Origin of the sequence: Spirillospora sp. CA-294931, assembly GCF_050946795.1 — a bacterium.
Lineage (GTDB): Bacteria > Actinomycetota > Actinomycetes > Streptosporangiales > Streptosporangiaceae > Spirillospora.
This window is the reverse complement of sequence record NZ_CP192006.1, coordinates 8,194,122-8,214,823: the sequence shown is the minus strand read 5'-3', so window position 1 is coordinate 8,214,823 and position 20,702 is coordinate 8,194,122. Positions and strand designations below refer to the sequence as shown.

Genomic DNA, 20,702 nt, shown 5'->3' with positions numbered 1-20,702 from the left:
TTCCTATATGGGCATATGATGATGAGCATGGCACGAGCGGCGACGACCTCGGACGCGTTCAACGCGATCGCCGAGCCGCAGCGGCGGGAGATCCTGGTCCTGCTGCGGGGCGGCGAGCGGCCGGTGACCGAGCTGGCGCGGGATCTGGGGATGAGCCAGCCGCAGGCGTCCAAGCACCTGCGGGTGCTCAGGGAGGTCGGGCTGGTGCGGGTCCGCGGGGCGGGCAGGCAGCGGCTGTACGGGCTGGACGCCCGCGCGCTGCGGCCGGTGCACGAGTGGCTGGGCGGCTTCGAGCGGTTCTGGAGCGGGAGCTTCGACCGGCTGGAGGAGTACGCCCAGGACCTGAAGCAGGCAAAGCGGGAGGAACCACAATATGGGGACGACGACCAGTAGCGGTGGCGAGCCCGGGCACGCGACCGCGGACCGCGAGATCGTGATGTCCCGGGTCATCGACGCACCACGGGAGCTGGTGTTCGAAGCGTTCACGCAGGTCCGGCACCTGTCACGGTGGTGGGGACCCGAGGGGTTCTCCACCACCACGCGGTCCTTCGAGTTCCGTGTCGGCGGGACCTGGGACTTCGTGATGCACGGGCCGGACGGGACCGACTACCAGGAGTGGATCACCTGGCGGGAGATCGTCCCGCCGGAGCGGATCGCGCTGCTGCACGGCGAGTCCCGCGACGACCCCAACGCCTTCGAGTCGGTCCTGGCCTTCGAGCCGGCCGGCGACGAGACCCGGATCGTGATGCGCACGGTGTTCCCCACCAAGGAACTCCGCGACGAGGCGGTCGAGAAGTACCACGCGGTCGAGGGCGGCGAGCAGACCCTGCGCAACCTGGCGGCCTACGTCGCCGAGATCGTTCGGAAGGGAGCGGAGGGCTGATGGCCGGGACCGTGTTCTTCAGCGTGACGATGTCGCTCGACGGTTTCATGGCACCCGAGGCCGTGCCGGCCGAGGACGCCTTCTCGCCCGAGAAGCAGGACGACCCGGGCGTCAGGCGCTGGAACTCGAAGTGGTCGCAACTCCAGGCGTGGGTGTTCCCGCTGCGCTGGTTCCGGGAGAACCTCAAGCTCGGCGAGGGCGGCGAGGAGGGCCTCGACAACGACACCGTGCGCGCGACGTTCGAGCGCACCGGCGCGAGCGTCATGGGCAAGCGGATGTTCGACCTCGGCGAGCGGGCATGGCCGGAGGAGGCCCCGTTCCACACCCCGGTCTTCGTCGTGACCCACGAGAAGCGCGACCCGTGGGAGCGGCCCGGCGGCACGACCTTCCATTTCGTCAACGACGGCATCGAGAGCGCGCTCGACCGGGCCCGCGAGGCCGCCGGCGACCGCGACGTCCGCATCGCCGGTGGCGGCGAGACGATCCAGGAGTACCTGGACGCGGGTCTGGTGGAGGAGTTCTCGGTCGCGCTCGCGCCCGTGCTGTTCGGCACCGGCGTCCGCCTGTTCGACCGTGTGGACCCCGACCGCCTGACCCTGACCCAGTTCCGCTCCGAAGCCTCGACCCGGGTGACCCACCTGACCTACAAGGTCGGCCAGCGCTAGCCGGCGCGATGGCTTTACGGGGAGCGCCCCGCTGCCCGGTTGGGCGGCGGGGCGCTTCGAGGTGTGGCGGATGTCAGGCGCGGTAGGTGGCCCACTGTTCGCGCATGCGCTTGGCCTGGCCGGGGGTGAACTCGTACATGCAGGTGTCGTACGAGTAGTCCATGAAGTTGCGGATCGGGTCGAGGCCCGGGGCGGTGCACGTGTCGCGGCCGGTGGGGCAGCCGGACGCGGGGCTCTCCTCTTCGGGGGTGTCGGCGACCCGGTCGCCCTCGGTTCCGCAGCCGTCCTGGAAGGTGTGGTAGAGCCCCATCCAGTGGCCGACCTCGTGGGTGGCGGTGTCGCCCTTGTTGTAGTTCTTGATCGTCCCGCCGGGGAGGCTCTGGTAGTGGACGAGCACGCCGTCCATCTTGGGCGCGGTCTTGTACTCGTCGGGGAAGGTCGCCCAGCCGAGGAGGTCTTCGCCCAGGTCGGCGGTGTAGAAGGTGAGGTCCTTCGACCCGCCCACGTGCAGGGCCTCCTTGAGCTCCTTCTCCTTGCCCTCGGGGTCGCTGAACCAGGACGCGTTGTTGATGTACTTGGTGCTGGCGAGCTTGAAGGTGACCTTGCTGGTCTTGAAGCCCTTGTTGAGGACGCGGAGCTGCTCGTCCAGCCTGGCCTTGGTCAGCTTGCCCGCGCTCCCGTTGTGCAGGACGCGGTAGTGCAGCTTGATCGTGAGGGCGGTGTCGGCCTTGCCCCGGGCGCGGACGCGGGCGACGCGCTGCTGGAATTCCTTCTCCTTGGACGCGACCTGCGCGCGGGTGCGGTGGTTGCGCTCGGAGGCGTGCGAGCCGGCGCGGACACGGGCGGCGGAGGTGGCGTCCTGGTCCTCGCAGTTCGCGGCCTTGGCGGCGGACGTCCGGGCGCCCGGGTCGGTCGCCAGCGCCGACGGCGCGTACGCGGTGACCGCCGTGACCGCGGCGAGCGAGCCGACGGCGGCCAGAATTCCAGCTCGTTTCACAGATGCTCCTAGGGAGGTGGGCGGAATGTCAGAATCCGACCACTGGAGCAAATGGTGCGTCTCCGTCAAATTTCGACAGAAGGAAACCCGCAAATGAGGGGCCTACGACCGTAACGGCGGCCGTCCCTCCGGGGTCTTCGTGGTGAAGAGTTGCCAAGATCCCCCGCAGGGACGGCGCTCAGGCCGTCTCCGTCACGCGCGGTAGGCGGCCCACTGCTGCTTCATGCGCGTGGCCTGGCCCTTGGTGAAGTGGGTGAGGCACTTGTCGTCGGAGTAGTTCATGAAGTTGTGGATGGGGTCGGCGCCGGGGGCGAGGCAGGTGTCGCGTCCCGTCGGGCAGCCACTGGACGCCTCGCGCTCCTTGGGGGTGTCGCCGACACGGTCGCCCTTGCCCGCGCAGCCGTCCTGGAAGGTGTGGAAGAGCCCCAGCCAGTGCCCGATCTCGTGCGTCGCGGTGGCGCCTCGGTTGAACTTGGCGATGGGGCCGCCGGGCAGGCTGCCGTAGTGGACCACGACGCCGTCCATCTTGGGCGCGCGCCGGTACTCGTCGGGGAACGTCGCCCAGCCGAGGAGGTCGTCGCCCAGGTCGGCGGTGTAGAGGGTGAGGTCGCGCGCCTTGCCCACATGGAGCTTGGTCTTCATGCTCCTCTCGTGGGTCATCGGGTCGCCGAACCAGGCTTTGTTGTTGACGTACTTGGTGTCGGCCAGCGCGAAGCCGACCCCGGCGGAACGGAAGCTCTTGTTGAGCACCGCGAACTGCTTGCCGATCACGGCCTTGGAGAGCCGGCCCTTCCGTCCGCTGTGGATCACGCGCACATGGACCCGCACGGTGAGCTTGCCCTTGGCGGCGACCGGCCGCGACGCCTGGACCCGCCGGAGCCGCTGCTGGAAGTTCCTCTCCATCGCGGCGACCTGGGTGAGGGTCAGTTCGTTGCGCTCCTTGACCTTGGAGCCGGTGCGGACGCGCGCGGCGGTCGAGGTCGGCTCGTCACAGGACGAGGCGGCGGCGGGCCGGGCCTGGGCCGTCCCCAGGGCTTGCGGCGTCGCGTGGGCCGTCGGAAGGAGGGCGGGGGCGCAGAGGCCGGCCGCCGCGAGCGAGCCGAGCGCGGCCGCGATTCCGGTGCGTTTCACGGTGGAGTGCTCCTTGCTTCAGCGCGGGGGAGGGACGGGTGATGATCTTTCCGGTCTAATTGATGCATCTCGGACAAAGAAGGTTCGCGTTAGCAAAGAAGATTTGCGATAGCGTGGCCGCGTGGACGTCTCGGAGGCCGTCGGCGGGGTGATGGACGAGCTGCGCGCCCTGGCCGATCCGGCGCGCGCGGCGAGCGAGCGGCGCTATCTCAAGAGCGAACTGGTCCATCTCGGCGTCCCGCTTCCGGCGATCCGGACGGCGGCCAGGGGACTCGTCCGCGCCAAGCCCGGACGCGAGGAGTCACTGGCGCTCGCCGAGGCGCTCTGGGGGCAGGCCGAGGACGGCCGTCCCGTCCACGAGGCGCGGATGGCGGCCATCGAGGTGCTCGTGCACCGCGTCGGCGTCCTGGAACCCGGCGATGCCGCCGTCGCCGAACGGCTGGTCAGGGCGTCCGAGAGCTGGGTGTACGTCGACAACCTGGCCGAGAAGGTCGTCGGACGCCTCACCGTCCGCTTCCCCGACCTCGCGCGGCTGCTCGATCGGTGGGTCGCCGACCCCTGTATGTGGGTCCGGCGGACGGCGATGCTGGCGCTGCTCCCGGGGGTGCGCACCGGCGCACCCGACCTCGACCGCATCTCGCGCTACGGCGACGCGCTCCTGGACGAGCGCGAGTTCTTCATCCGCAAGGCCGTCGGGTGGGTGCTACGCGAGCACTCCAAGAAGGACCCCGGGTGGGTCGGCGCCTGGGTGGAGCCGAGGACCGGCCGCATTTCGGGCGTGACGATCCGCGAGGCCGTCCGGCATCTCCCGGGGCCCGACGCCGAACGGCTGATGGCCGCCTATCGCGGTCAGCCGCGGTAGGCCGACCAGATCGTGCGCATCCGGGCGCCCTGGCCCTTGGTGAACTGGTTCATGCAGCTGTCCCACGAGTAGTTCATGTAGTTCTGGACGGGGTCGCGTCCCTCGGTGGCGCAGGTGTCGCGGTTGGCGGGGCAGCCATGGGACGGGTCGCGCTCGGCGGGCGTGTCGGCGACGCGGTCGCCGTTGCCCTGGCAGCCGTCCTGGAAGGTGTGGAAGAGACCGAGCCAGTGCCCGACCTCGTGCGTCGCGCTGTAGCCGCGGTTGAAGTTCTTGATGGAGCCGCCGGGCATCGTGCCGAGGTGGATGACCGTCCCGTCCATCTTGGGGTCGTTGCGGTAGTTCCACGGGAACGTCGACCAGCCCAGCAGCTCTTCGCCGAGATCGGCGCTGTAGAGGTTGAGCGTCTTGCGGTCGCCGCGGTGCAGCTTGCGCTTGAACGTCTCTTCGTACTGCTCGGGGGACCGGTACCAGGAGGCGTTGCTGGTGCGGGTCACCTGGCGGAGCACGAACGAGACGCCCGTGTTGGAGCCGCCGTTGCGTCCCCCGTAAGAGGCGTTCATCACGGCGATCTGGCGCCGCACGGTCGCGTCGGGCACGTTGCCCCGCGCCCCGTCGTGCAGGACGTGGAAGTACACCGGGATCTTCACGGCCGCCGCGGCGCGCGCGGCGGGACGTCCCGTCTCGGGGTCGCGGCGCAGCAGCCGCTCAAGAACGCGATCGACCTGCAGCGCCTCGGTCGCCGACAGCTCGTTGCGGTCGCGGCCGTCGCGCGCCCCCGGGCGGACGCGAGCGTTGGACGGGCCGCAGTCCCGCGCGGCCCGTACCGCCTCACGGCCGCCGTCGTCCCTCCCTGCCAGGGCGACCGGCACGGCGGGCGCGGTCAGGGCGACGAGCAGGGCGGCGACGAGCGGCTTCACGTTACTCCCGAGAGTACGGAGCGGATATGTGCTGTCACCCAGAGGTATCAGATGTGTCTTCCGTTTCGGGTGAGGTCGAGGCAAACGGAAGCCGATTGTCACCGTCTACATGCGGTCTGTAGCGACCGTGTCCGAAGGGGCAGGCCGGGGCATCTAGACTGGATGCCTCCCAGGTCCTGTGAAAGGCGTGTAGGTGTCCGTAGACCAGTCCTTTGACACCGTCCTCGTCGTCGACTTCGGCGCGCAGTACGCGCAGCTGATCGCGCGCCGGGTCCGCGAGTGCCACGTGTTCAGCGAGATCGTGCCGTCCACCATGCCGGTGGCAGAGATGCTCGCCAGGAAGCCCAAGGCGATCATCCTGTCCGGCGGGCCCGCCTCGGTGTACGCCGAGGGCGCGCCGGTCGCCCCCGAGGGGCTGTTCGAGCTCGGCGTCCCCACGTTCGGCATCTGCTACGGACACCAGGTGATGGCCCAGGCGCTCGGCGGCACCGTCGAGAACTCCGACGTCGCCGAGTACGGCGGCGCCACCGTCTCCATCGCCGACCCGGGAACCCTCTTCCACGACCTGCCCGCCGAGCAGCCCGTGTGGATGTCGCACCGCGACTACGTCAGCCGAGCCCCCGACGGCTTCACCGTCACCGCCCGGACCGACGTCACCCCCGTCGCGGGCATGGAGAACCCCGAGCGCGGCTTCTACGGCGTCCAGTTCCACCCCGAGGTCCTGCACACCGCGCACGGCATGGAGATCCTGCGGCGCTTCCTCTACCAGGGCGCGGGCTGCCGTCCCAACTGGACGATGGTCAACATCGCCGAGGAGTCCATCGACGCCGTCCGCGCCCAGGTCGGCGACAAGCGCGCCATCTGCGGCCTGTCGGGCGGCGTCGACTCGGCCGTCGCCGCCGCGCTCGTCCAGCGCGCCATCGGCGACCAGCTCACCTGCGTCTTCGTCGACCACGGCCTGCTGCGCAAGGGCGAGGCCGAGCAGGTGGAGAAGGACTTCGTCGCCGCCACCGGCGTCAACCTGCACGTCGTCGACGCCCAGGACCGCTTCCTGGCCGCCCTCGACGGCGTCACCGACCCCGAGCAGAAGCGCAAGATCATTGGACGCGAGTTCATCCGCGTCTTCGAGGAGGCCGCCCGCGAGATCGTCGGGGAGTCGGGCGCCGCCGTCGAATTCCTCGTCCAGGGCACCCTCTACCCGGACGTCGTCGAGTCGGGCGGCGGCACCGGCGCGTCCAACATCAAGTCCCACCACAACGTCGGCGGCCTGCCCGACGACCTCCAGTTCCAGCTCGTCGAGCCGCTCCGCACCCTCTTCAAGGACGAGGTCCGCGCCCTCGGCGAGCAGCTCGGCCTGCCCGCCGAGATCGTCTGGCGCCAGCCCTTCCCCGGCCCCGGCCTCGGCATCCGCATCATCGGCGCCGTCTCCCGCGAACGCCTCGACATCCTCCGCGACGCCGACGCCATCGCCCGCGAGGAGCTCACCCGAGCGGGCCTCGACCGCGACATCTGGCAGTTCCCCGTCGTCCTCCTGGCCGACGTCCGCTCGGTCGGCGTCCAGGGCGACCTGCGCACCTACGGCCACCCGGTCGTCCTCCGCCCGGTCACCAGCGAAGACGCCATGACCGCCGACTGGGCCCGCCTGCCCTACGACGTCCTCCAGAAGATCTCCACCCGCATCACCAACGAGGTCCGCGAGATCAACCGAGTAACCGTCGACATCACCAGCAAACCCCCCGGCACCATCGAGTGGGAGTAGAGCCAAAACAAGGCCCTCGCTAACGCTCGGACAGCCCTAATTGGGGCTCCGCCCCAAACCCCAGGCGGGGGGCTCCGCCCCCCGCACCCCCCTCCGACTCAACCCAACTGGCCCTAACCGGCACCTGGGCTAAGGGTCTCCGGAGCACCGACGCTCAGTGTGGGAACGCCCCGATCGTCCTGGAGCGTCGTGGGTAGGGGCGGCCGCATGACCGACTACTTGCAGGTGTCCACGACCACCGACAGCCGCAATGCGGCCATGGCCTTGATCAAGTCTGCGGTCGGCGCGAAGCTCGCCGCGTCCGGCCAGGTGTTCGGCCCGGCGGACTCCGTGTTCTGGCACCTTGGCGAACTCGGCACCGGCGAGGAATGGCAGGTGTTCCTCCGCACCACGAGCGACCGTTACGCGGAGCTGGAAAAGCACCTGATCGAGAACCACCCCTGGGACAACCCTGAGGTCGTATTCAGCGTGATCGACGGTGGCTCCCAGCGTTACCTGGAGTGGCTCAAGCGGGAGACATCGTAACTCTTCCGACGATTTCGGCGACTTCAGGAATCACACTGCAACCTCGCACCTCACCCCCTGACAAACGTGATGCGGCCAGGGTCTTGGGCCGCTGTCCTTAGCGTTGGGTCAGGAAGTAGATGAGGGCTAGGACGATCAGGGCGGCGACGGCGATCATGCCCCAGTCGTCGTACCACGGCTCGGAGGTCTTCTTCTTGGGGCCGTGCATGGCGTCCTGGACGAGGATGAGGCCGTCGCGGCCGGTGCCCTTGACTCTGTCCAGGTCGATGTTGTTCTCGGCGGCGTAGTCGAGGGCGGCGGGGGTCGCTCGGGCTCCTGGTTCGGCCTTGGCTTCGGTGGGGCGTGTGCGGGCGGGCGCTTGGGGTGGGGGCGCTGGGGCGTGGCGTTCGGTGACCATGGCGGCGATGTCCGACGGAAGCCAGGCGGTGTGGACGGGGGCGGCGAAGTGGTCGAGGATCTGGGAGACGGTCGGCCGGGCGGCGGGGTTTTTGGCCAGGCAGGCGGTGACCAGGGCGGTGAGGTGGGCGGGTAGGCCCGCGAGGCCGGGTGGGTCGTGGATGACGCGGGAGATGACCGCGTTGGGGTGCCCGGTGCCGAACGGGCTGTGGCCGGTGACCGCGAACATCAGGACCGAGCCGAGGGAGAACACGTCGCTTGCCGGGCTGACCTCCTGGCCGAGGGCCTGTTCGGGGGACATGAACGCCGGGGTTCCGATCACGGACTGGGGCCGGGTGTAGGAGGCGGCGTCCATGGCGCGGGCGATGCCGAAGTCGATGACCCGGGGGCCGTCGGCGGCGATGATCACGTTGCCGGGCTTGAGGTCGCGGTGCACCAGGTCGCAGGCGTGGATGGCGGCCAGGCCCTCGGCCAGACCGGCGCCCAGCACGTCGGCCGCGGCCGGCGGCAGCGGGCCGTGGGCCTCGATGACCTGGTGCAGGGAGGGGCCGCCGATGTAGGCGGTGGCCATCCAAGGTGGATTCGCGGTGGGGTCGGCGTCGATGACCTGCGCGGTGTAGAAGCCGCCCACCTTGCGCGCGGCGGTGATCTCGGTGGCGAACCGGCGCCGGAAGGTCGCGTCGTCGGCCAGTTCGGGACGCACCACCTTCACCGCGACCGGACGCCTGCCTCGGGAGCGGCCCAGGTAGACCGCCCCCATCCCGCCGCTGCCGAGGCGGGCTTCCAGCCGGTACGGGCCCACGTGGCGCGGGTCCACCGCGTACAGCGGCTCCATCGGGACCCCTCACAGAAGAACGTCTGTGTCTGACTGATTCAGATCATTCCAGGGTTCGGTTGTCGCGTGAAGCGGATCTCGCGGGAGGGGCGCGCTCGGGTGCGCCCCTCCCGGACGGTCAGACCGTGGCGGGGGCCAGGGCGGCCTCGGCTTCCAGGGTGGCGGCGGTGGCGTGGACGACGGCGGCCACGCGGAGGGCCTCCTGGATCTGCTCGCGGGGGAGGCCGGCGTCGCGCAGGACCTTCTCGTGGGATTCCAGGCAGCGGCCGCAGCCGTTGACGGCGGAGACGGCCAGGCACCAGAGCTCGAAGTCGACCTTGTCGACGCCGGGCTTGCCGATGACGCTCATGCGGAGCTTGGCGGGGAGGGTGGCGTAGGCGTCGTCGCCGATGAGGTGGGTGGCGCGGTAATAGACGTTGTTCATGGCCATGATCGAGGCGGCGGCCTTGGCGGCCTCGAACGCCTCGGCGGACAGGTGGTCGGCGGCGTCCTCGGCGAGCTCGCGGATGACCTGCGTGCTGCGGCTGGCCAGGGCCGTGGCGAGGACGGTGCCCCACAGACGCTGGTCGGTGAGCTGCGAGGTGGAGGTCACCGAACCGAGGTTCAGCTTGGTGTCCTTGGCGTAGGCCGGGAGGGCGTTCTTCAGGGCGTCGACGCTCATGGTGGGTCCTTTCATGGCGGGCGGCCGGTCGCGGCGCTCGCGACCGGCCGCCTTCGTTCGGGCTGGGTGGGGATCAGGCCCCGGCGCCGGCCATCAGCTTGGTGGCGTCGAGGGTGTCCTCGCCCTTGTTCCAGTTGCAGGGGCAGAGCTCGTCGCTCTGGAGCGCGTCGAGGACGCGCAGGACCTCGGAGACGTTCCGGCCGACGGACCCCGCGGTCACCATGGCGAACTGGATCTCGTTGTTGGGGTCGACGATGAAGGTGGCGCGCTGGGCGACACCGTCGGCGGTCAGGATGCCGAGGGACTCGGCGAGCTCGCGCTTGAGGTCCGACAGCATCGGGAAGGGGAGCTCGCGCAGGTCCGGGTGGTCCTTGCGCCAGGCGAAGTGGACGAACTCGTTGTCGACCGAGGCGCCGAGGACCTGGGCGTCGCGGTCGGCGAAGTCCTCGTTGAGGCGGCCGAACTCGGCGATCTCGGTCGGACAGATGAAGGTGAAGTCCTTCGGCCAGAAGAACACCACCCGCCACTTGCCCTCGTAGGACTTGTGGTTGATCGTCTCGAAGGCGTTGTCCGGGTCCAGCGAGACGCAGGCGGTCAGCTCGTACTCGGGGAACTGGTCACCGACAGTAAGCAAAGCGAGGCTCCTTGGTCTGCGTGTTCGGGGACCTCACGGCATAGGGCGAGGTCGGAGAGGGGGCGTGGGGGGCCTTCGGGCCCCGTTGCCCCACGTCACTCAGAGTGCCGCATGCGTTGGGATAAGAGAAATCGATCTGTCGCAATGTGACGATAGGTCGGCCCTATCAGTTTCGCGAAAGTCGTGGTGGCGGGCCTTGGCGGCCGTCCGGACGGGGCGGTGCGGGCTCGGGTATGACCAAGATCACGGATTCTCGGTCAACGAGCCGGAGGTTCGAGTGTCTTCTCTCTGATCGCTACAGAATGGGGAGAAAGATGCGTGGACGGGTGATGGGCGGCGTCGCGTTGGGCGTCGTGGTGCTGGGGACCGGGACGGCGGCGGCCGCCGTCCCGGAATGGAAGATCGTGCATACGGTCTCCCAGCCGGTCTCGGTGGAGAAGACCCTGGACGACATCGTGGCCACCGGGGAGAGCGACGTCTGGGCCGTCGGCACGGTCGACGGCAATTCGGAGGCGGGTAGTCCGCTCGTGCAGCGCTTCGACGGCACGCGCTGGAACGACGTCGAGGTGCCGGTGGAGGCCAAGGCGGGGTCGCGTTACCGGACGATCGACGCCTCCGGCCCCGGTGACGTCTGGTTCTTCGGCAACCAGGGCTGGGCCGACGAGAACGGGACGGGACTGGCCGTCCGGTGGGACGGCACCGCCTGGAAGTCCCACCGGCTGGGGGCGTCGACCGATGTGGCCGACGCCGAGGTGCGCGGGCCGAACGACGTGTGGGTGGCGGGCACGCGGAACGCCAAGCCCTACACCGGCCACTATGACGGGAGCAGTTGGAAGTACCGCGCGACCGATATCTCGGTGGCGGCCGTCGGGGCGTCGGGCGCGGACGACGTCTGGTTCGCCGGACGCAAGGGCGACCGGGCGGCGCTGGAACGCTGGGACGGCCGCGGGTACACGCGTCCGGCCCTCCCGGCCATCACGATCAACGGGCGGGCGGCGCGCTCGGAGATCCAGGACGTGGTCGCGTTCCGTCCGGGCAACGTCTGGGCGGTGGGCCGGGCGTTCCTGCCGGGCGGGGCGGACCGGCCGCTGGCGCTGCACTGGGACGGCCGTGCCTGGAGCGCCACCGTGCTGCCGATCGACCACGAGTCCTTCGGCGACATCGCCGCCGACGGGAGCGGCGGGCTCTGGGCGAGCGGCCGCGACCGGATGTTCCGCTTCACCGGCGGACGCTGGGTCAACAGCTCGCTGAAGAACACCGGGGAGGTGTCCAAGGCCGTCACCGGGATCACCAACGTGCGCGGCACCACCCGGAGCTGGGCCTCGGGCACTCTCCGGTTCGAGGACCCGGGGACGCCGCTGCGGGGCGTCGTCCTCGCTCCGGCGGGCTGACCTCGGGGGCCGCTGATATGCCTCGGGTAGCCTGGGATGACGCGTGCGATAGGAGTGGGCTATCAGCAGACCGACGGTGGCCCAGCTACGGGCCTTTCTGGCGCTCGCGGAGCATCTGCATTTCCGCGACGCCGCCGCCGCGCTGCGCATGAGCCAGCCCGCGCTGTCCGGGGCGGTGGCCGCGCTTGAGGAGACGTTGAACACCCAGCTGGTCGAGCGCACCACGCGCAGGGTCCTGCTGACGGCGGCGGGCGAGCGGGTGGCGCGCCGGGCCGAGAACGTCCTGGCCGAGCTCGACCGGCTGGTGGAGGAGGTGCACGCCGCCAGGGGGCCGCTGGTCGGCCCCCTGCGGGTCGGGGTGATCCCGACCGTGGCGCCCTATCTGCTGCCGGTCGTGCTGCCGGGGCTGGCGACCGCGTTCCCCGATCTGGAGCTCTCGGTGCACGAGGAGCAGACCGACACGGTCGTCGCCGAACTGCTGGCCGGACGGCTGGACGTGGTCGTCCTCGCGCTGCCCGCGCCGACCTCCGGGGTCACGGAGATCACGCTCTACGACGAGGACTTCGTGCTCGTCGCCCCCGCCTCCTACGACCTGCCCGACACGCTGCCGCGCGAGGCGCTCAACGAGCTGGAGGTGATCCTGCTCAACGAGGGGCACTGCCTGCGCGACCAGGCCCTGGACGTCTGCCGCGAGGTCGGCGCCAGGGCGGGCGCGGCGACCTACGCCACCAGCCTGGCCACGCTCGTCCAGCTGGTGTCGGGGGGTCTCGGGGTGACGCTCGTCCCCGAGACCGCGCTGCCCGTCGAGACCCGCCGCGCTCCCAACCTGCGGTTGCACCGGTTCGACGCGCCCGCCCCCTTCCGGCGCATCGGGCTCGCGTTCCGCTCGACGTCCCCCCGCGCGGACGAGTTCGCGTCGCTCGCCACCGCCCTCAAGGATTCGCTCGCCCGCTAGGCGCGAAGGCGGGTCCGGGTCGAGCGGGCCAGGCGGACGGCGCGGCGGAGGCCCGGGACGCGGCGGGCGCCCCGCCGCAGGCGGCTCTGCTTGCGGGCGGCCTTGCGGCCCGTCCGGACGAGGATCTCGCCCTCCTTGGTCACGACCAGGCGGATGCCCGCGAGCTTGCGTTCGACGCCCCAGCCGCAGACGTCCATGCGGACGCGCAAGTCCCAGGTGCCCGCGGGCATGGGTGCCTCGGGCGCCGTCGCCAGGTGGGCCTCGCCCGCGAGCGTCACGGCGCCCCGGTCCTCGCACGGACGGGAGACGGTCGTGGGCAGGCTCACCTCGACGCCGCTGCCGCGGTGCCGGGCGTGGAGCCCGACGGTGGCCCTGGGCAGCGCGGCGGTGGCGTCCAGCACCTCGGTCGGGACGGGGGTCGGCAGGACGGCCGGGAGCTCCCACAGGACGCGGTGCTTGCCGTCGGGGCCGTCCTCGTGGCGGAAGGCGACCGGACGGCCGTCGCGGTAGACGAAGTCGGCGGAGAACCAGACGCCGATGCTCGACTGGCTGGTGAGGGACGCCCGCAGCACCGGCCGGACGGTGATGCCGCGCTCGGCCTCGGCGAGGATCTCCAGATCCTCGTAGGTGCCCTCGCGCAGCAGGTAGGCCCGCGTGCGCAGGTTCCACGGGATGTGCCGCTCGACCTGCGGTGTGAACCGTTCGAGGGCCAGCCCCCGGATCGCGGCGTGCAGCTCGCGGCGGTAGTCGGGCGGGTAGTTCATCAGCGTCCCGCCGCCCATCCGCCGCAGCATCTTGCCGCGCAGCCAGTGGGCGTAGAACCGGTCGCGGACCGGGCCGGGCTCGACATGCTCGTCGACGATGTCCAGGACCTCGCGGACGACGGAGAAGTAGTGCGCGGCGTCGAAGCGGCGGGCGGAGTAGTTGCCCTCGTCCGCCCGCTGCACCCAGTAGCAGCACGGGTAGTCGGCCAGGACGGAGATGACCTCGGCCTTGAAGTAGGCGGGCAGGACGAACCGGTGGTCCTCCAGCCGGACGGGCCCTTCGGGGAACCGCAGGCCGTGCTCGCGCAGGAACGCGGTGCGGAACAGCTTGTGCGGGGTGAGCAGGGAGAGCAGATGGTCTTCCAGGATCCGGGCGCGGTCGGCGGACCGGCGGAAGATCGCCCTCGGGACGCGCCGTCCGCCCTGGCCGACCATCCGCCCGACGAGCACGTCCGAGCCGTTGCGGGCGGCCATGGCGTGCATGCGCTCCAGCGCCTCGGGGCCCAGCCAGTCGTCGCAGTCCAGGAAGTACACGTACTCGCCGCGCGCGGCGTCGAGCCCGAGGTTGCGCGGGCCGCCGGGACCTCCGGTGTTGTCGACGCGGATCAGCCGGACATGGTCGTGGCGGCGCGCGACCGCCTCCAGGCGCTCACGGGTGCCGTCGGTCGAGCCGTCGTCCACGAAGACGACCTCGTAGTCGTCCGGGGCGAGCGACTGGTCCAGCAGCGAGCGCGCGCACGCGTCGATGTAGACGCCCCCGTTATAGGCGGGCACCACCACGCTGACCTTCAGATCCACCGTTCCTCCCGAACCGTGCCGAGCAGCAGGCCTCCTACGTTGGGTGCCCGCAATGGGGGACCGCACGCTCTTACGCGGCTCTTTGCCGCCTGCTTACGCGGCTGCGGGGGTTATTTCGGAACGAGGGCGGGTAGCCAACCGGATGACGCGTCCGCCGACGCGCGAGCGCGCCAGACAATGGTCAAGTCTGGGTCAGGTGATGGTCCGGCAATCGCGATCCGTGTCCGCTCGATAACGCGGCGTCATCATTGTGGAGCGCATGGCGACGTTCTCACTCGACGAGGTGTGCGCGGTCCGTAAGCCCAAGGACGCGTGGTGGACAGTGCTGCTGGTCGATCCGGTGGCCGTCCCGCTGACGCGCGTCCTGGCCAACCGGACGGCGATCACCCCGGACCAGATCACGGTGGCCGCGTTCCTGCTGGGCATCGGGGCGGCGGGCTGCTTCGCCCAGGGCTCGGCCCTGTGGCTCGTGGCCGGGGCGGTGCTGTACCACGTGGCGTTCGTCCTCGACTGCTGCGACGGGAAGATCGCGCGGCTGAAGGGCAACGGGTCCCCGTTCGGCGGCTGGCTCGACTTCATGCTCGACCGGGTGCGCGACATCTGCTGCGCGGCGGCGCTGGCCGGAGGCCAGTACGCCGTCACCGGTGAGGCGGCCTATCTCTGGCTCGGCTTCGCCATCCTGGCCCTGGACATGCTGCGTTACCTGAACGGCCCCAAGCTGGCCCGCGCGGGAGGCCAGATGCGCGAGGCCATCGCGCTGGCCCAGGGGCCGCGCCATGCCAAGGCGCCCGGGAAGCCGTCGCGCTACGTGCGGGTGCGCGACCGGCTGATGGCCCACCGGATCCGCCCGCACCTGTTCAGCGGCATCGAGTTCCAGATGGCCGTGTTCATCGTCGGCCCGCTGACCGGCCTGATCATTCCGGTGGCGGCCGTCGCCGGGGCGCTGCTGCTGCTCTTCGAGCTCGTGCTGGTCTACCGCTTCTGGCGGCTCGCCCGCGCGTACGGGCGCGTGCCCGAGTCCGTCCGCAAGGCGGTCTCCCAGGACCCGGTGCCGCACCCGCGCCCCACCCTCGTCGACCTGCGCTAGCGCGTCCACGCATCCAGATTTCCGCCGTCAGACGGGCAGGTGGGCGTGCGCGATCAGCGTCACGCCCGGCCAGGACTTCAGGGGGAGGCGCCGCTCCAGGGCGCTGAGCAGGCGCAGCCCCTCGTTGACGGCCGGACGGACGTGCGCCAGGTCCTCCGGGCAGGCCGCGCGGTGACGGCGCCAGCGGACGACCGGGCGCAGCAGGACGTTCCAGCTCCACAACCGGTCGAGCCGCAGGCCCGCGCCCTCGACCAGCGCGCCCAGCGCCGGACGGTCGTAGCGCCGGACCCGGCCGAGCGCCACGTCGCGGGCCGACCACAGCGCCATGTCGGCGGGCACCGCGATCAGCGCCTCGCCGCCGGGCCGCAGCACCCGCGCGATCTCGGCCGCCGCCGCGCGATGGTCGTCGATGTGCTCCAGGACGTTCATCGCCAGCGCCAGGTCGTACACGCCGGACGGCAGCGGCAGGTAGCGGGCGTCGCCCTCGTAGGCGGCCAGGCCGCGGCTCAGGCAGGTGTCGACCGCGGACCCGGCGATGTCGATCGCGGTGGCGTCCCAGTCGTGCTCGGCCAGCACCCGCGTGTTGCCGCCGCAGCCCGCCCCGATGTCGACGGCGCGTCCGGGCACGGCGATCCGGCGCAGCTCACGGGCGACGATCGACCGCCGCTCGCGGTACCACCAGTTGCCGTCCTCGATCCCGGCCACCCGCTGGATCTCGATCGCGTCCACCAGGCCAGCGGACGCGATGGGCGGGTGCCCGCGCCACCGACGCCGCCGGTCGCGTCCGGATCGTTGACCCGGATTTGATCACCCGTTCGCGCTCCGGCGCCGGCGGACCAGCGCGCGCAGCAGGAACAACGCGACCAGCGCCGCCACGGCCGCCGGGACGGCGCGCTTGACCAGCGACGGGCCCGCCACCTCCAGCAGGTCGATCGCTTCGTCGTCGGCGTGCCGCCCGACCGGCGCCGCCACGGGCGGTGCGCCGGTCGTCGACTCGGCCTCGCTGGCCGTGCGCTGCTGCGGCACGACCGGCGGAGCCGGTTCCTCCACCGCGGGTGCCGGCTCGGTCGGGGTCTCCAGCTCGGTGGCCAGGGCCTTGGCGAAGCGGGTGATGAGCCTGGCGCCGACCTCGGCCAGGATGCCGCGGCCGAACTGCGCGGGACGGCCGGTGACGTTCAACTTGGTGTGCACGGTGACGCGCGTGGTGCCGTCGTCGTCGTGCAGCCGGGCCTGGACGGTCGCGTTCGCCGTGCCGGGGCCTCTGGCCTCCTTGGCGGCGGCCTCGATCGTGACGGTGCGGGACGCGGGGTCGGCCGCGACGATGCGCGCCGAGCCCCGGTAGGTGACGGTCATGGCGCCGACCTTCACCCGCAGGCGTCCCTTGTACTCCTCGTCGTCGACCGAGTCGAGCGTCGCGCCGGGCATGCACCGTGCCACGCGCTCCACGTCGAGCAGCACCGGCCAGGCCTCTTCCACGGGTACCGGCACGGCGAAATCGTGGTCGAGCTCCATGTGTGCGGTCCTTGTCCTCGGGGGGCTTGCAGGCGACCTTACGACCGCCGCCCGTGCTGCCGCCAGACGGGCCGGGGTGACCATGTGGCCGGGCGCGGGGGCGAGCGCGCCCGGCCACATGATCACGACTCCGGACGGATCGAGGCCGCCGCCGTCAGCGCGCGGGCGGTCAGCACCCGCGCCAGGTGCGTCCGGTACTCGGGTGAACCGTGCAGGTCACCTGGGGGCGAGGTGCCCTCGGCGGCCCGCTCGGACGCCGCCCGGAACGCGTCCTCGGAGACCGAGCGTCCCGCCACGAACTCCTCGGCCGAGGAGGCCCGCACGGGCGCCGGGCCCATGTTGGTCAGCGCGATCCTGGCGTCCTCGATCGCGCCCCGTTCACGCCGCACGGCGCACGCGACGCCGACGACCGCCCATGCCTGCGCGGTGCGGTGGAACTTCTCGTAGTGCGCGCCCCAGCCCGGCCCGAGCTTGGGGACGCGGACCGACAGCAGCAGCTCGTCCGGCTCCAGCGCGGACGTCATCCAGTCGACGAAGAACGCGCGCGCCGGTATCTCCCGCTCGCCGCGCGCCGAGCGGGTGTGGAACACCGCGTCCAGCGCCAGCGCGACGGCGGGCAGGTCGCCCGCCGGGTCGGCGTGGGCGAGGCTGCCGCCGAACGTCCCGCGATGCCGGACGGCCGGGTCGGCGACCGTCGCCGCCGCCTGGGCGATCAGCGGCGCGTGCGCGCGGACCAGCGGGTCGCGGACGACCTGGTGGTGCGTGGCCATCGCGCCGATGCTCAGCGCGCCGCCGTCGTCGCGGATCTCGCGCAGGACGTCCAGCCGGTCCAGGTCGATCAGCGTCTCGGGGTAGGCCAGGCGCAGCCGCAGCAGCGGCACCAGGCTCTGCCCGCCCGCCAGGACCTTGCCCTCCTCGCCCGCGTCGGCCAGCGCGGACACCGCGTCGTCCACGGTGGCGGGACGCACGTAGTCGAACGACGGGGGGATCATCCCTGGCCTCCTCGCACGGCGCGCCACACCCGTTCGGGCGTGCACGGCATCGGGACGTCCCGCACCCCGAATGGGCGCAGCGCGTCGACGATCGCGTTCACCACGGCCGGGGTCGAGGCGATCGTCCCGGCCTCGCCGACGCCCTTGGCGCCCAGCGGGTTGGAGGTGGCCGGGGTCTCGGTCCTGCCGGTGGTGAACTCGGGCAGGTCGGCGGCGGACGGCACCAGGTAGTCGGCCAGCGTGCTGGTCGTGAGGTTGCCGTCGTCGTCGTACACCGCCTCTTCGTACAGTGCCTGTGCGATGCCCTGCGCCAGCCCGCCGTGCACCTGCCCCTCCACGATCAGCGGGTTGACGACCGAGCCGACGTCGTCCACCGCGACGTAGGAGCGCAGGCGCACCAGGCCGGTCGCGGTGTCGACCTCGGCGGCGCACAGGTGCGTCCCGTGCGGGAAGGAGAAGTTCTCGGGGTCGAACGTGGCGTCCGAGTCGAGCGAGGGCTCGACGCCCTCGGGGAACTCGTGCGCCGTCAGCGTCGCGCCCGCCACGTCGGCCAGGGTCAGCGACGTCCCCGACACGCCCTTCACCGCGAACGCGCCACCGGAGTACTCCAGGTCGCCCTCGGCCGCTTCGAGCAGGTGCGCGGCCACCGTCCGCGCCTTCTCCACCACCTTCTCGCATGCCTGCTGGACGGCGACGCCCCCGATCGTCAACGACCTGGAACCGTAGGTGTCCCAGCCCCGGGGAGCGACGAGCGTGTCGCCGCTGAGCACCTTCACGTCGTCGAACGGCACCCCGAGCGCGTCGGACGCGATCTGCGCCCACGCCGTCGCGTGGCCCTGGCCGTGCGGCGTCGTCCCGGTGACGACCTCGACCTTGCCCGAGCCCAGGACCCGGACGGTCGCGTGCTCCCAGCCGCCCGCCTTGGACCGGACGTCGCGCAGCGCCCGCGAGGGCGCCAGCCCGCACATCTCGGTGTAGGTCGACACTCCGATGCCCAGCCGGACGGTGTCGCCGCGCTCCACCCGGTCGGCCTGCTCGGCGCGCAGCTTGTCGTACTCGAACATGGCCAGGGCCTTGTCGGTCGCGGCCTCGTAGTCGCCCGAGTCGTAGGTCAGCCCGGTGACGGTCGTGTAGGGGAACTCCTCGCGGGTGATCCAGTTGCGGCGGCGCACCTCGATCGGGTCGAGGCCGAGCTCGGCGGCCAGCTCGTCCATGAGCCGCTCGATCCCGAACGTGGCCTCGGGGCGTCCGGCGCCCCGGTAGGCGTCGGTGGGGGTCTTGGTCGTGAACACCCCGGTGCAGGCGAACGAGTACGCGTCCATCTTGTAGATGCCGTTGAACATCGGGGCGCCCAGCGTCGCGATGCCCGGTGTGAGCAGCATCAGGTAGGCGCCCATGTCCGACAGCAGGTCGACCTTGAGGCCGCGCAGGCGCCCGTCGCCCTCGGCGGCGAGCGCGAGCCGCTGGATCTGGTCGCGGCCGTGGTGGACGGTCATGTTGCCCTCGCTGCGCGACTCCGTCCACTTGACGGGACGTCCGAGCCTGCGCGCCAGCAGCAGCGCCAGCACCTCCTCGCCGTAGACCTGGAGCTTGGAGCCGAAGCCGCCGCCCACGTCCGGCGCGATGACGCGGAGCCGGTGCTCGGGGATCTCGGTCACGGCCGACAGCATCAGCCGCAGGATGTGCGGCACCTGGGTGGCCGACCACAGCGTGAACTCATCGCCCTCGGGCGCGCAGACGACGGCCCTGGGCTCCATCGCCGACGGGATCAGCCGCTGCTGGACGTAGCGCCGCTCGATCGTCACGGGGGCGTCGCGGAACGCGGCCTCGACGTCGCCGTGCTCGGTGGCGAGCCGGTAGCACCGGTTGGTGCCGAGTTCGGCGTGGACGGGCTCGGCGTCCTGGCCGAGCGCCCGTTCCATGTCCATGACCGCGGGCAGCGGCGCGTAGTCGATGTCGATGTCCTCCAGCGCGTCGGCGGCGGCGTACCGGTCCCGCGCCACCACGCACGCCACCGGCTCGCCCGCGTACCGCACGTCGCGCACGGCCATCGGCGGGTGGTCGGGGATCAGGATGTCGTCGGTGACGGGCCAGGCGCACGGCAGGCTGCCCTGCTCGGCCGCGAAGTCGGCGCCGGTGAGCACGGCGACGACGCCCGGGCGCCCCTCGGCCGCCTCGGTGTCCACGCCGGTGATCCGCGCGTGGGCGTGGGGGCTGCGCAGGAACGCCACGTGCAGCAGGCCCGGGAGCTGGAGGTTGTCGGTCCACCGGGTGCGGCCGGTGACCAGGCGCGCGTCCTCGCTGCGGAGCCGCGGGCTGCCCACCTCGGTCATGGCGTCACCTCGCGCGAGGCCCGGCGCACCGCGCGCACGATGTTCTGGTAGCCCGTGCACCTGCACAGATTGCCTTCGAGGCCCGCGCGGATCTCCTCGTCCGAGGGGTCGGCGTTGTCGCGCAGCAGGTCGATCGAGGCCATGATCATGCCTGGGGTGCAGAAGCCGCACTGCAGGGCGTGCTCCTGGTGGAACGCCTCCTGCATCGGATGCAGGGCCCCGTTCGCGAGTCCCTCGACGGTGGTCACTCCCCGTCCGTCGGCCTGGACGGCCAGCAGCGAGCAGCTCTTGACGCTCGCGCCGTCCAGCAGGACGGTGCAGGCCCCGCAGTTGGAGGTGTCGCAGCCGACCGGGGTGCCGACCTTCCCCAACCGGTCGCGCAGGTAGTGGACGAGCAGGAGGCGCGGTTCGACGTCGTCCTCGTAGGTGACCCCGTCGACCTCGACGCTGATTCGTGGCATTGGCTGCTCCCAGGGACGTCTCGTCTGGAACGTATGACGAGCTTCTTTCACGTACCAGACCCGAAAGTGGCCGGTTTGCGACCCTGGCCGCCGAGAGGGGGAAAGCTACCCTCGGCGAACGTCCGATGCCCCTTAGTGCTTTTT

Annotated in this window: 21 protein-coding genes; 9 read left to right on the top strand and 12 right to left on the bottom strand. The window is 71.4% G+C overall.

What is annotated here, in order from left to right; translation table 11 throughout:
* Positions 1-27 precede the first annotated feature (27 nt).
* The 3 genes from ACQPY4_RS37115 to ACQPY4_RS37105 are packed head-to-tail and all read left to right on the top strand — an operon-like array spanning position 28 to position 1,548.
* Positions 28-393, top strand: coding sequence for an ArsR/SmtB family transcription factor (locus tag ACQPY4_RS37115; RefSeq protein WP_433329241.1), 366 nt, complete (start codon positions 28-30; stop codon positions 391-393).
* Positions 374-883, top strand: coding sequence for an SRPBCC family protein (locus tag ACQPY4_RS37110; protein ID WP_433329239.1), 510 nt, complete (start codon positions 374-376; stop codon positions 881-883). Before ACQPY4_RS37115 ends, ACQPY4_RS37110 begins: the two co-directional genes overlap by 20 nt.
* The gene (locus ACQPY4_RS37105) at positions 883-1,548 is read left to right on the top strand and encodes a dihydrofolate reductase family protein (protein ID WP_433329237.1); all 666 of its coding nucleotides are present in this window, start codon (positions 883-885) and stop codon (positions 1,546-1,548) included. Before ACQPY4_RS37110 ends, ACQPY4_RS37105 begins: the two co-directional genes overlap by 1 nt.
* Before the next feature lie 73 nt (positions 1,549-1,621).
* On the opposite strand, the gene ACQPY4_RS37100 is transcribed toward ACQPY4_RS37105, so the two are convergent.
* Both ACQPY4_RS37100 and ACQPY4_RS37095 read right to left on the bottom strand, forming a co-directional pair.
* Positions 1,622-2,545 carry a zinc metalloprotease gene (locus tag ACQPY4_RS37100; RefSeq protein ID WP_433329235.1) on the bottom strand — a complete coding sequence of 308 codons (924 nt, stop codon included), beginning with the start codon at positions 2,543-2,545 and terminating at the stop codon, positions 1,622-1,624.
* 192 nt (positions 2,546-2,737) lie between these two features.
* Positions 2,738-3,676: a zinc metalloprotease gene (locus tag ACQPY4_RS37095; protein ID WP_433329233.1), complete on the bottom strand. Its 939-nt coding sequence runs from the start codon at positions 3,674-3,676 to the stop codon at positions 2,738-2,740.
* 121 nt (positions 3,677-3,797) lie between these two features.
* On the opposite strand from ACQPY4_RS37095, the gene ACQPY4_RS37090 reads away from it, so the two are divergent.
* Positions 3,798-4,538: a DNA alkylation repair protein gene (locus tag ACQPY4_RS37090; RefSeq protein ID WP_433329231.1), complete on the top strand. Its 741-nt coding sequence runs from the start codon at positions 3,798-3,800 to the stop codon at positions 4,536-4,538.
* Here the strand turns inward: ACQPY4_RS37090 and ACQPY4_RS37085 are convergent.
* Positions 4,526-5,455, bottom strand: coding sequence for a zinc metalloprotease (locus ACQPY4_RS37085; protein ID WP_433329229.1), 930 nt, complete (start codon positions 5,453-5,455; stop codon positions 4,526-4,528). The two genes, ACQPY4_RS37090 and ACQPY4_RS37085, sit on opposite strands and share 13 nt — an antisense overlap.
* 193 nt (positions 5,456-5,648) lie before the next feature.
* Between ACQPY4_RS37085 and guaA the strand changes: the two genes are divergently transcribed.
* Positions 5,649-7,214: a glutamine-hydrolyzing GMP synthase gene (gene guaA / locus ACQPY4_RS37080; RefSeq protein ID WP_433329227.1), complete on the top strand. Its 1,566-nt coding sequence runs from the start codon at positions 5,649-5,651 to the stop codon at positions 7,212-7,214.
* A gap of 207 nt (positions 7,215-7,421) precedes the next feature.
* Positions 7,422-7,739 (top strand): divalent-cation tolerance protein CutA, encoded by a 318-nt coding sequence (cutA, locus tag ACQPY4_RS37075; protein ID WP_433329225.1) that lies wholly within the window; start codon positions 7,422-7,424, stop codon positions 7,737-7,739.
* 97 nt (positions 7,740-7,836) lie between these two features.
* Here cutA and ACQPY4_RS37070 read toward each other — a convergent pair whose 3' ends face one another.
* The 3 genes from ACQPY4_RS37070 to ACQPY4_RS37060 form a co-directional block, all read right to left on the bottom strand.
* A complete protein-coding gene (locus ACQPY4_RS37070) occupies positions 7,837-8,970 on the bottom strand; it encodes a protein kinase domain-containing protein (RefSeq protein WP_433329223.1) in 1,134 nt (377 codons plus the stop codon).
* Positions 8,971-9,088: 118 nt separating this feature from the next.
* Positions 9,089-9,631 carry a carboxymuconolactone decarboxylase family protein gene (locus ACQPY4_RS37065; protein WP_433329221.1) on the bottom strand — a complete coding sequence of 181 codons (543 nt, stop codon included), beginning with the start codon at positions 9,629-9,631 and terminating at the stop codon, positions 9,089-9,091.
* A gap of 73 nt (positions 9,632-9,704) precedes the next feature.
* Positions 9,705-10,265 (bottom strand): peroxiredoxin, encoded by a 561-nt coding sequence (locus tag ACQPY4_RS37060; RefSeq protein ID WP_433329219.1) that lies wholly within the window; start codon positions 10,263-10,265, stop codon positions 9,705-9,707.
* Positions 10,266-10,579: 314 nt separating this feature from the next.
* Here ACQPY4_RS37060 and ACQPY4_RS37055 point away from each other — a divergent pair, with 314 nt between their 5' ends.
* Together ACQPY4_RS37055 and ACQPY4_RS37050 are read left to right on the top strand one after the other, a co-directional pair.
* Positions 10,580-11,656, top strand: coding sequence for a hypothetical protein (locus ACQPY4_RS37055; RefSeq protein ID WP_433329217.1), 1,077 nt, complete (start codon positions 10,580-10,582; stop codon positions 11,654-11,656).
* A gap of 76 nt (positions 11,657-11,732) precedes the next feature.
* Positions 11,733-12,611 (top strand): LysR substrate-binding domain-containing protein, encoded by an 879-nt coding sequence (locus ACQPY4_RS37050; RefSeq protein WP_433329215.1) that lies wholly within the window; start codon positions 11,733-11,735, stop codon positions 12,609-12,611.
* On the opposite strand, the gene ACQPY4_RS37045 is transcribed toward ACQPY4_RS37050, so the two are convergent.
* Entirely contained in the window at positions 12,608-14,173 is a 1,566-nt protein-coding gene (locus ACQPY4_RS37045; protein ID WP_433329213.1) for a glycosyltransferase family 2 protein, read from the bottom strand. The two genes, ACQPY4_RS37050 and ACQPY4_RS37045, sit on opposite strands and share 4 nt — an antisense overlap.
* Before the next feature lie 259 nt (positions 14,174-14,432).
* Between ACQPY4_RS37045 and ACQPY4_RS37040 the strand changes: the two genes are divergently transcribed.
* Positions 14,433-15,260: a CDP-alcohol phosphatidyltransferase family protein gene (locus ACQPY4_RS37040; RefSeq protein WP_433329211.1), complete on the top strand. Its 828-nt coding sequence runs from the start codon at positions 14,433-14,435 to the stop codon at positions 15,258-15,260.
* Positions 15,261-15,287: 27 nt separating this feature from the next.
* On the opposite strand, the gene ACQPY4_RS37035 is transcribed toward ACQPY4_RS37040, so the two are convergent.
* From ACQPY4_RS37035 to ACQPY4_RS37015, 5 genes are all read right to left on the bottom strand, one after another.
* A complete protein-coding gene (locus tag ACQPY4_RS37035) occupies positions 15,288-15,989 on the bottom strand; it encodes a class I SAM-dependent methyltransferase (RefSeq protein WP_433329209.1) in 702 nt (233 codons plus the stop codon).
* Between the two features lie 78 nt (positions 15,990-16,067).
* On the bottom strand, positions 16,068-16,772 hold the full coding sequence (locus tag ACQPY4_RS37030) for an SRPBCC family protein (protein ID WP_433329207.1): 705 nt from the start codon (positions 16,770-16,772) through the stop codon (positions 16,068-16,070).
* Positions 16,773-16,894: 122 nt separating this feature from the next.
* A complete protein-coding gene (locus tag ACQPY4_RS37025; protein ID WP_433329205.1) occupies positions 16,895-17,764 on the bottom strand; it encodes an FAD binding domain-containing protein in 870 nt (289 codons plus the stop codon).
* Complete coding sequence (locus ACQPY4_RS37020; protein ID WP_433329203.1) at positions 17,761-20,097, bottom strand: xanthine dehydrogenase family protein molybdopterin-binding subunit; 2,337 nt, start codon at positions 20,095-20,097, stop codon at positions 17,761-17,763. Before ACQPY4_RS37020 ends, ACQPY4_RS37025 begins: the two co-directional genes overlap by 4 nt.
* Positions 20,094-20,558, bottom strand: a complete 465-nt coding sequence (locus ACQPY4_RS37015) for a (2Fe-2S)-binding protein (RefSeq protein WP_433329201.1) — start codon at positions 20,556-20,558, stop codon at positions 20,094-20,096. Before ACQPY4_RS37015 ends, ACQPY4_RS37020 begins: the two co-directional genes overlap by 4 nt.
* Positions 20,559-20,702: the final 144 nt, after the last annotated feature.

Excerpts from the sequence above, each read along its gene's own strand:
- ACQPY4_RS37110 (WP_433329239.1), top strand. The coding sequence starts at position 374 with ATGGGGACGACGACCAGTAGCGGTGGCGAGCCCGGGCACGCGACCGCG.
- cutA (WP_433329225.1), top strand. The coding sequence starts at position 7,422 with ATGACCGACTACTTGCAGGTGTCCACGACCACCGACAGCCGCAATGCG.
- ACQPY4_RS37030 (WP_433329207.1), bottom strand. The coding sequence starts at position 16,772 with ATGGAGCTCGACCACGATTTCGCCGTGCCGGTACCCGTGGAAGAGGCC.
- ACQPY4_RS37025 (WP_433329205.1), bottom strand. The coding sequence starts at position 17,764 with ATGATCCCCCCGTCGTTCGACTACGTGCGTCCCGCCACCGTGGACGAC.
- ACQPY4_RS37020 (WP_433329203.1), bottom strand. The coding sequence starts at position 20,097 with ATGACCGAGGTGGGCAGCCCGCGGCTCCGCAGCGAGGACGCGCGCCTG.
- ACQPY4_RS37115 (WP_433329241.1), top strand. The coding sequence starts at position 28 with ATGGCACGAGCGGCGACGACCTCGGACGCGTTCAACGCGATCGCCGAG.
- ACQPY4_RS37040 (WP_433329211.1), top strand. The coding sequence starts at position 14,433 with ATGGCGACGTTCTCACTCGACGAGGTGTGCGCGGTCCGTAAGCCCAAG.
- ACQPY4_RS37105 (WP_433329237.1), top strand. The coding sequence starts at position 883 with ATGGCCGGGACCGTGTTCTTCAGCGTGACGATGTCGCTCGACGGTTTC.
- ACQPY4_RS37065 (WP_433329221.1), bottom strand. The coding sequence starts at position 9,631 with ATGAGCGTCGACGCCCTGAAGAACGCCCTCCCGGCCTACGCCAAGGAC.
- ACQPY4_RS37015 (WP_433329201.1), bottom strand. The coding sequence starts at position 20,558 with ATGCCACGAATCAGCGTCGAGGTCGACGGGGTCACCTACGAGGACGAC.
- ACQPY4_RS37055 (WP_433329217.1), top strand. The coding sequence starts at position 10,580 with ATGCGTGGACGGGTGATGGGCGGCGTCGCGTTGGGCGTCGTGGTGCTG.
- ACQPY4_RS37070 (WP_433329223.1), bottom strand. The coding sequence starts at position 8,970 with ATGGAGCCGCTGTACGCGGTGGACCCGCGCCACGTGGGCCCGTACCGG.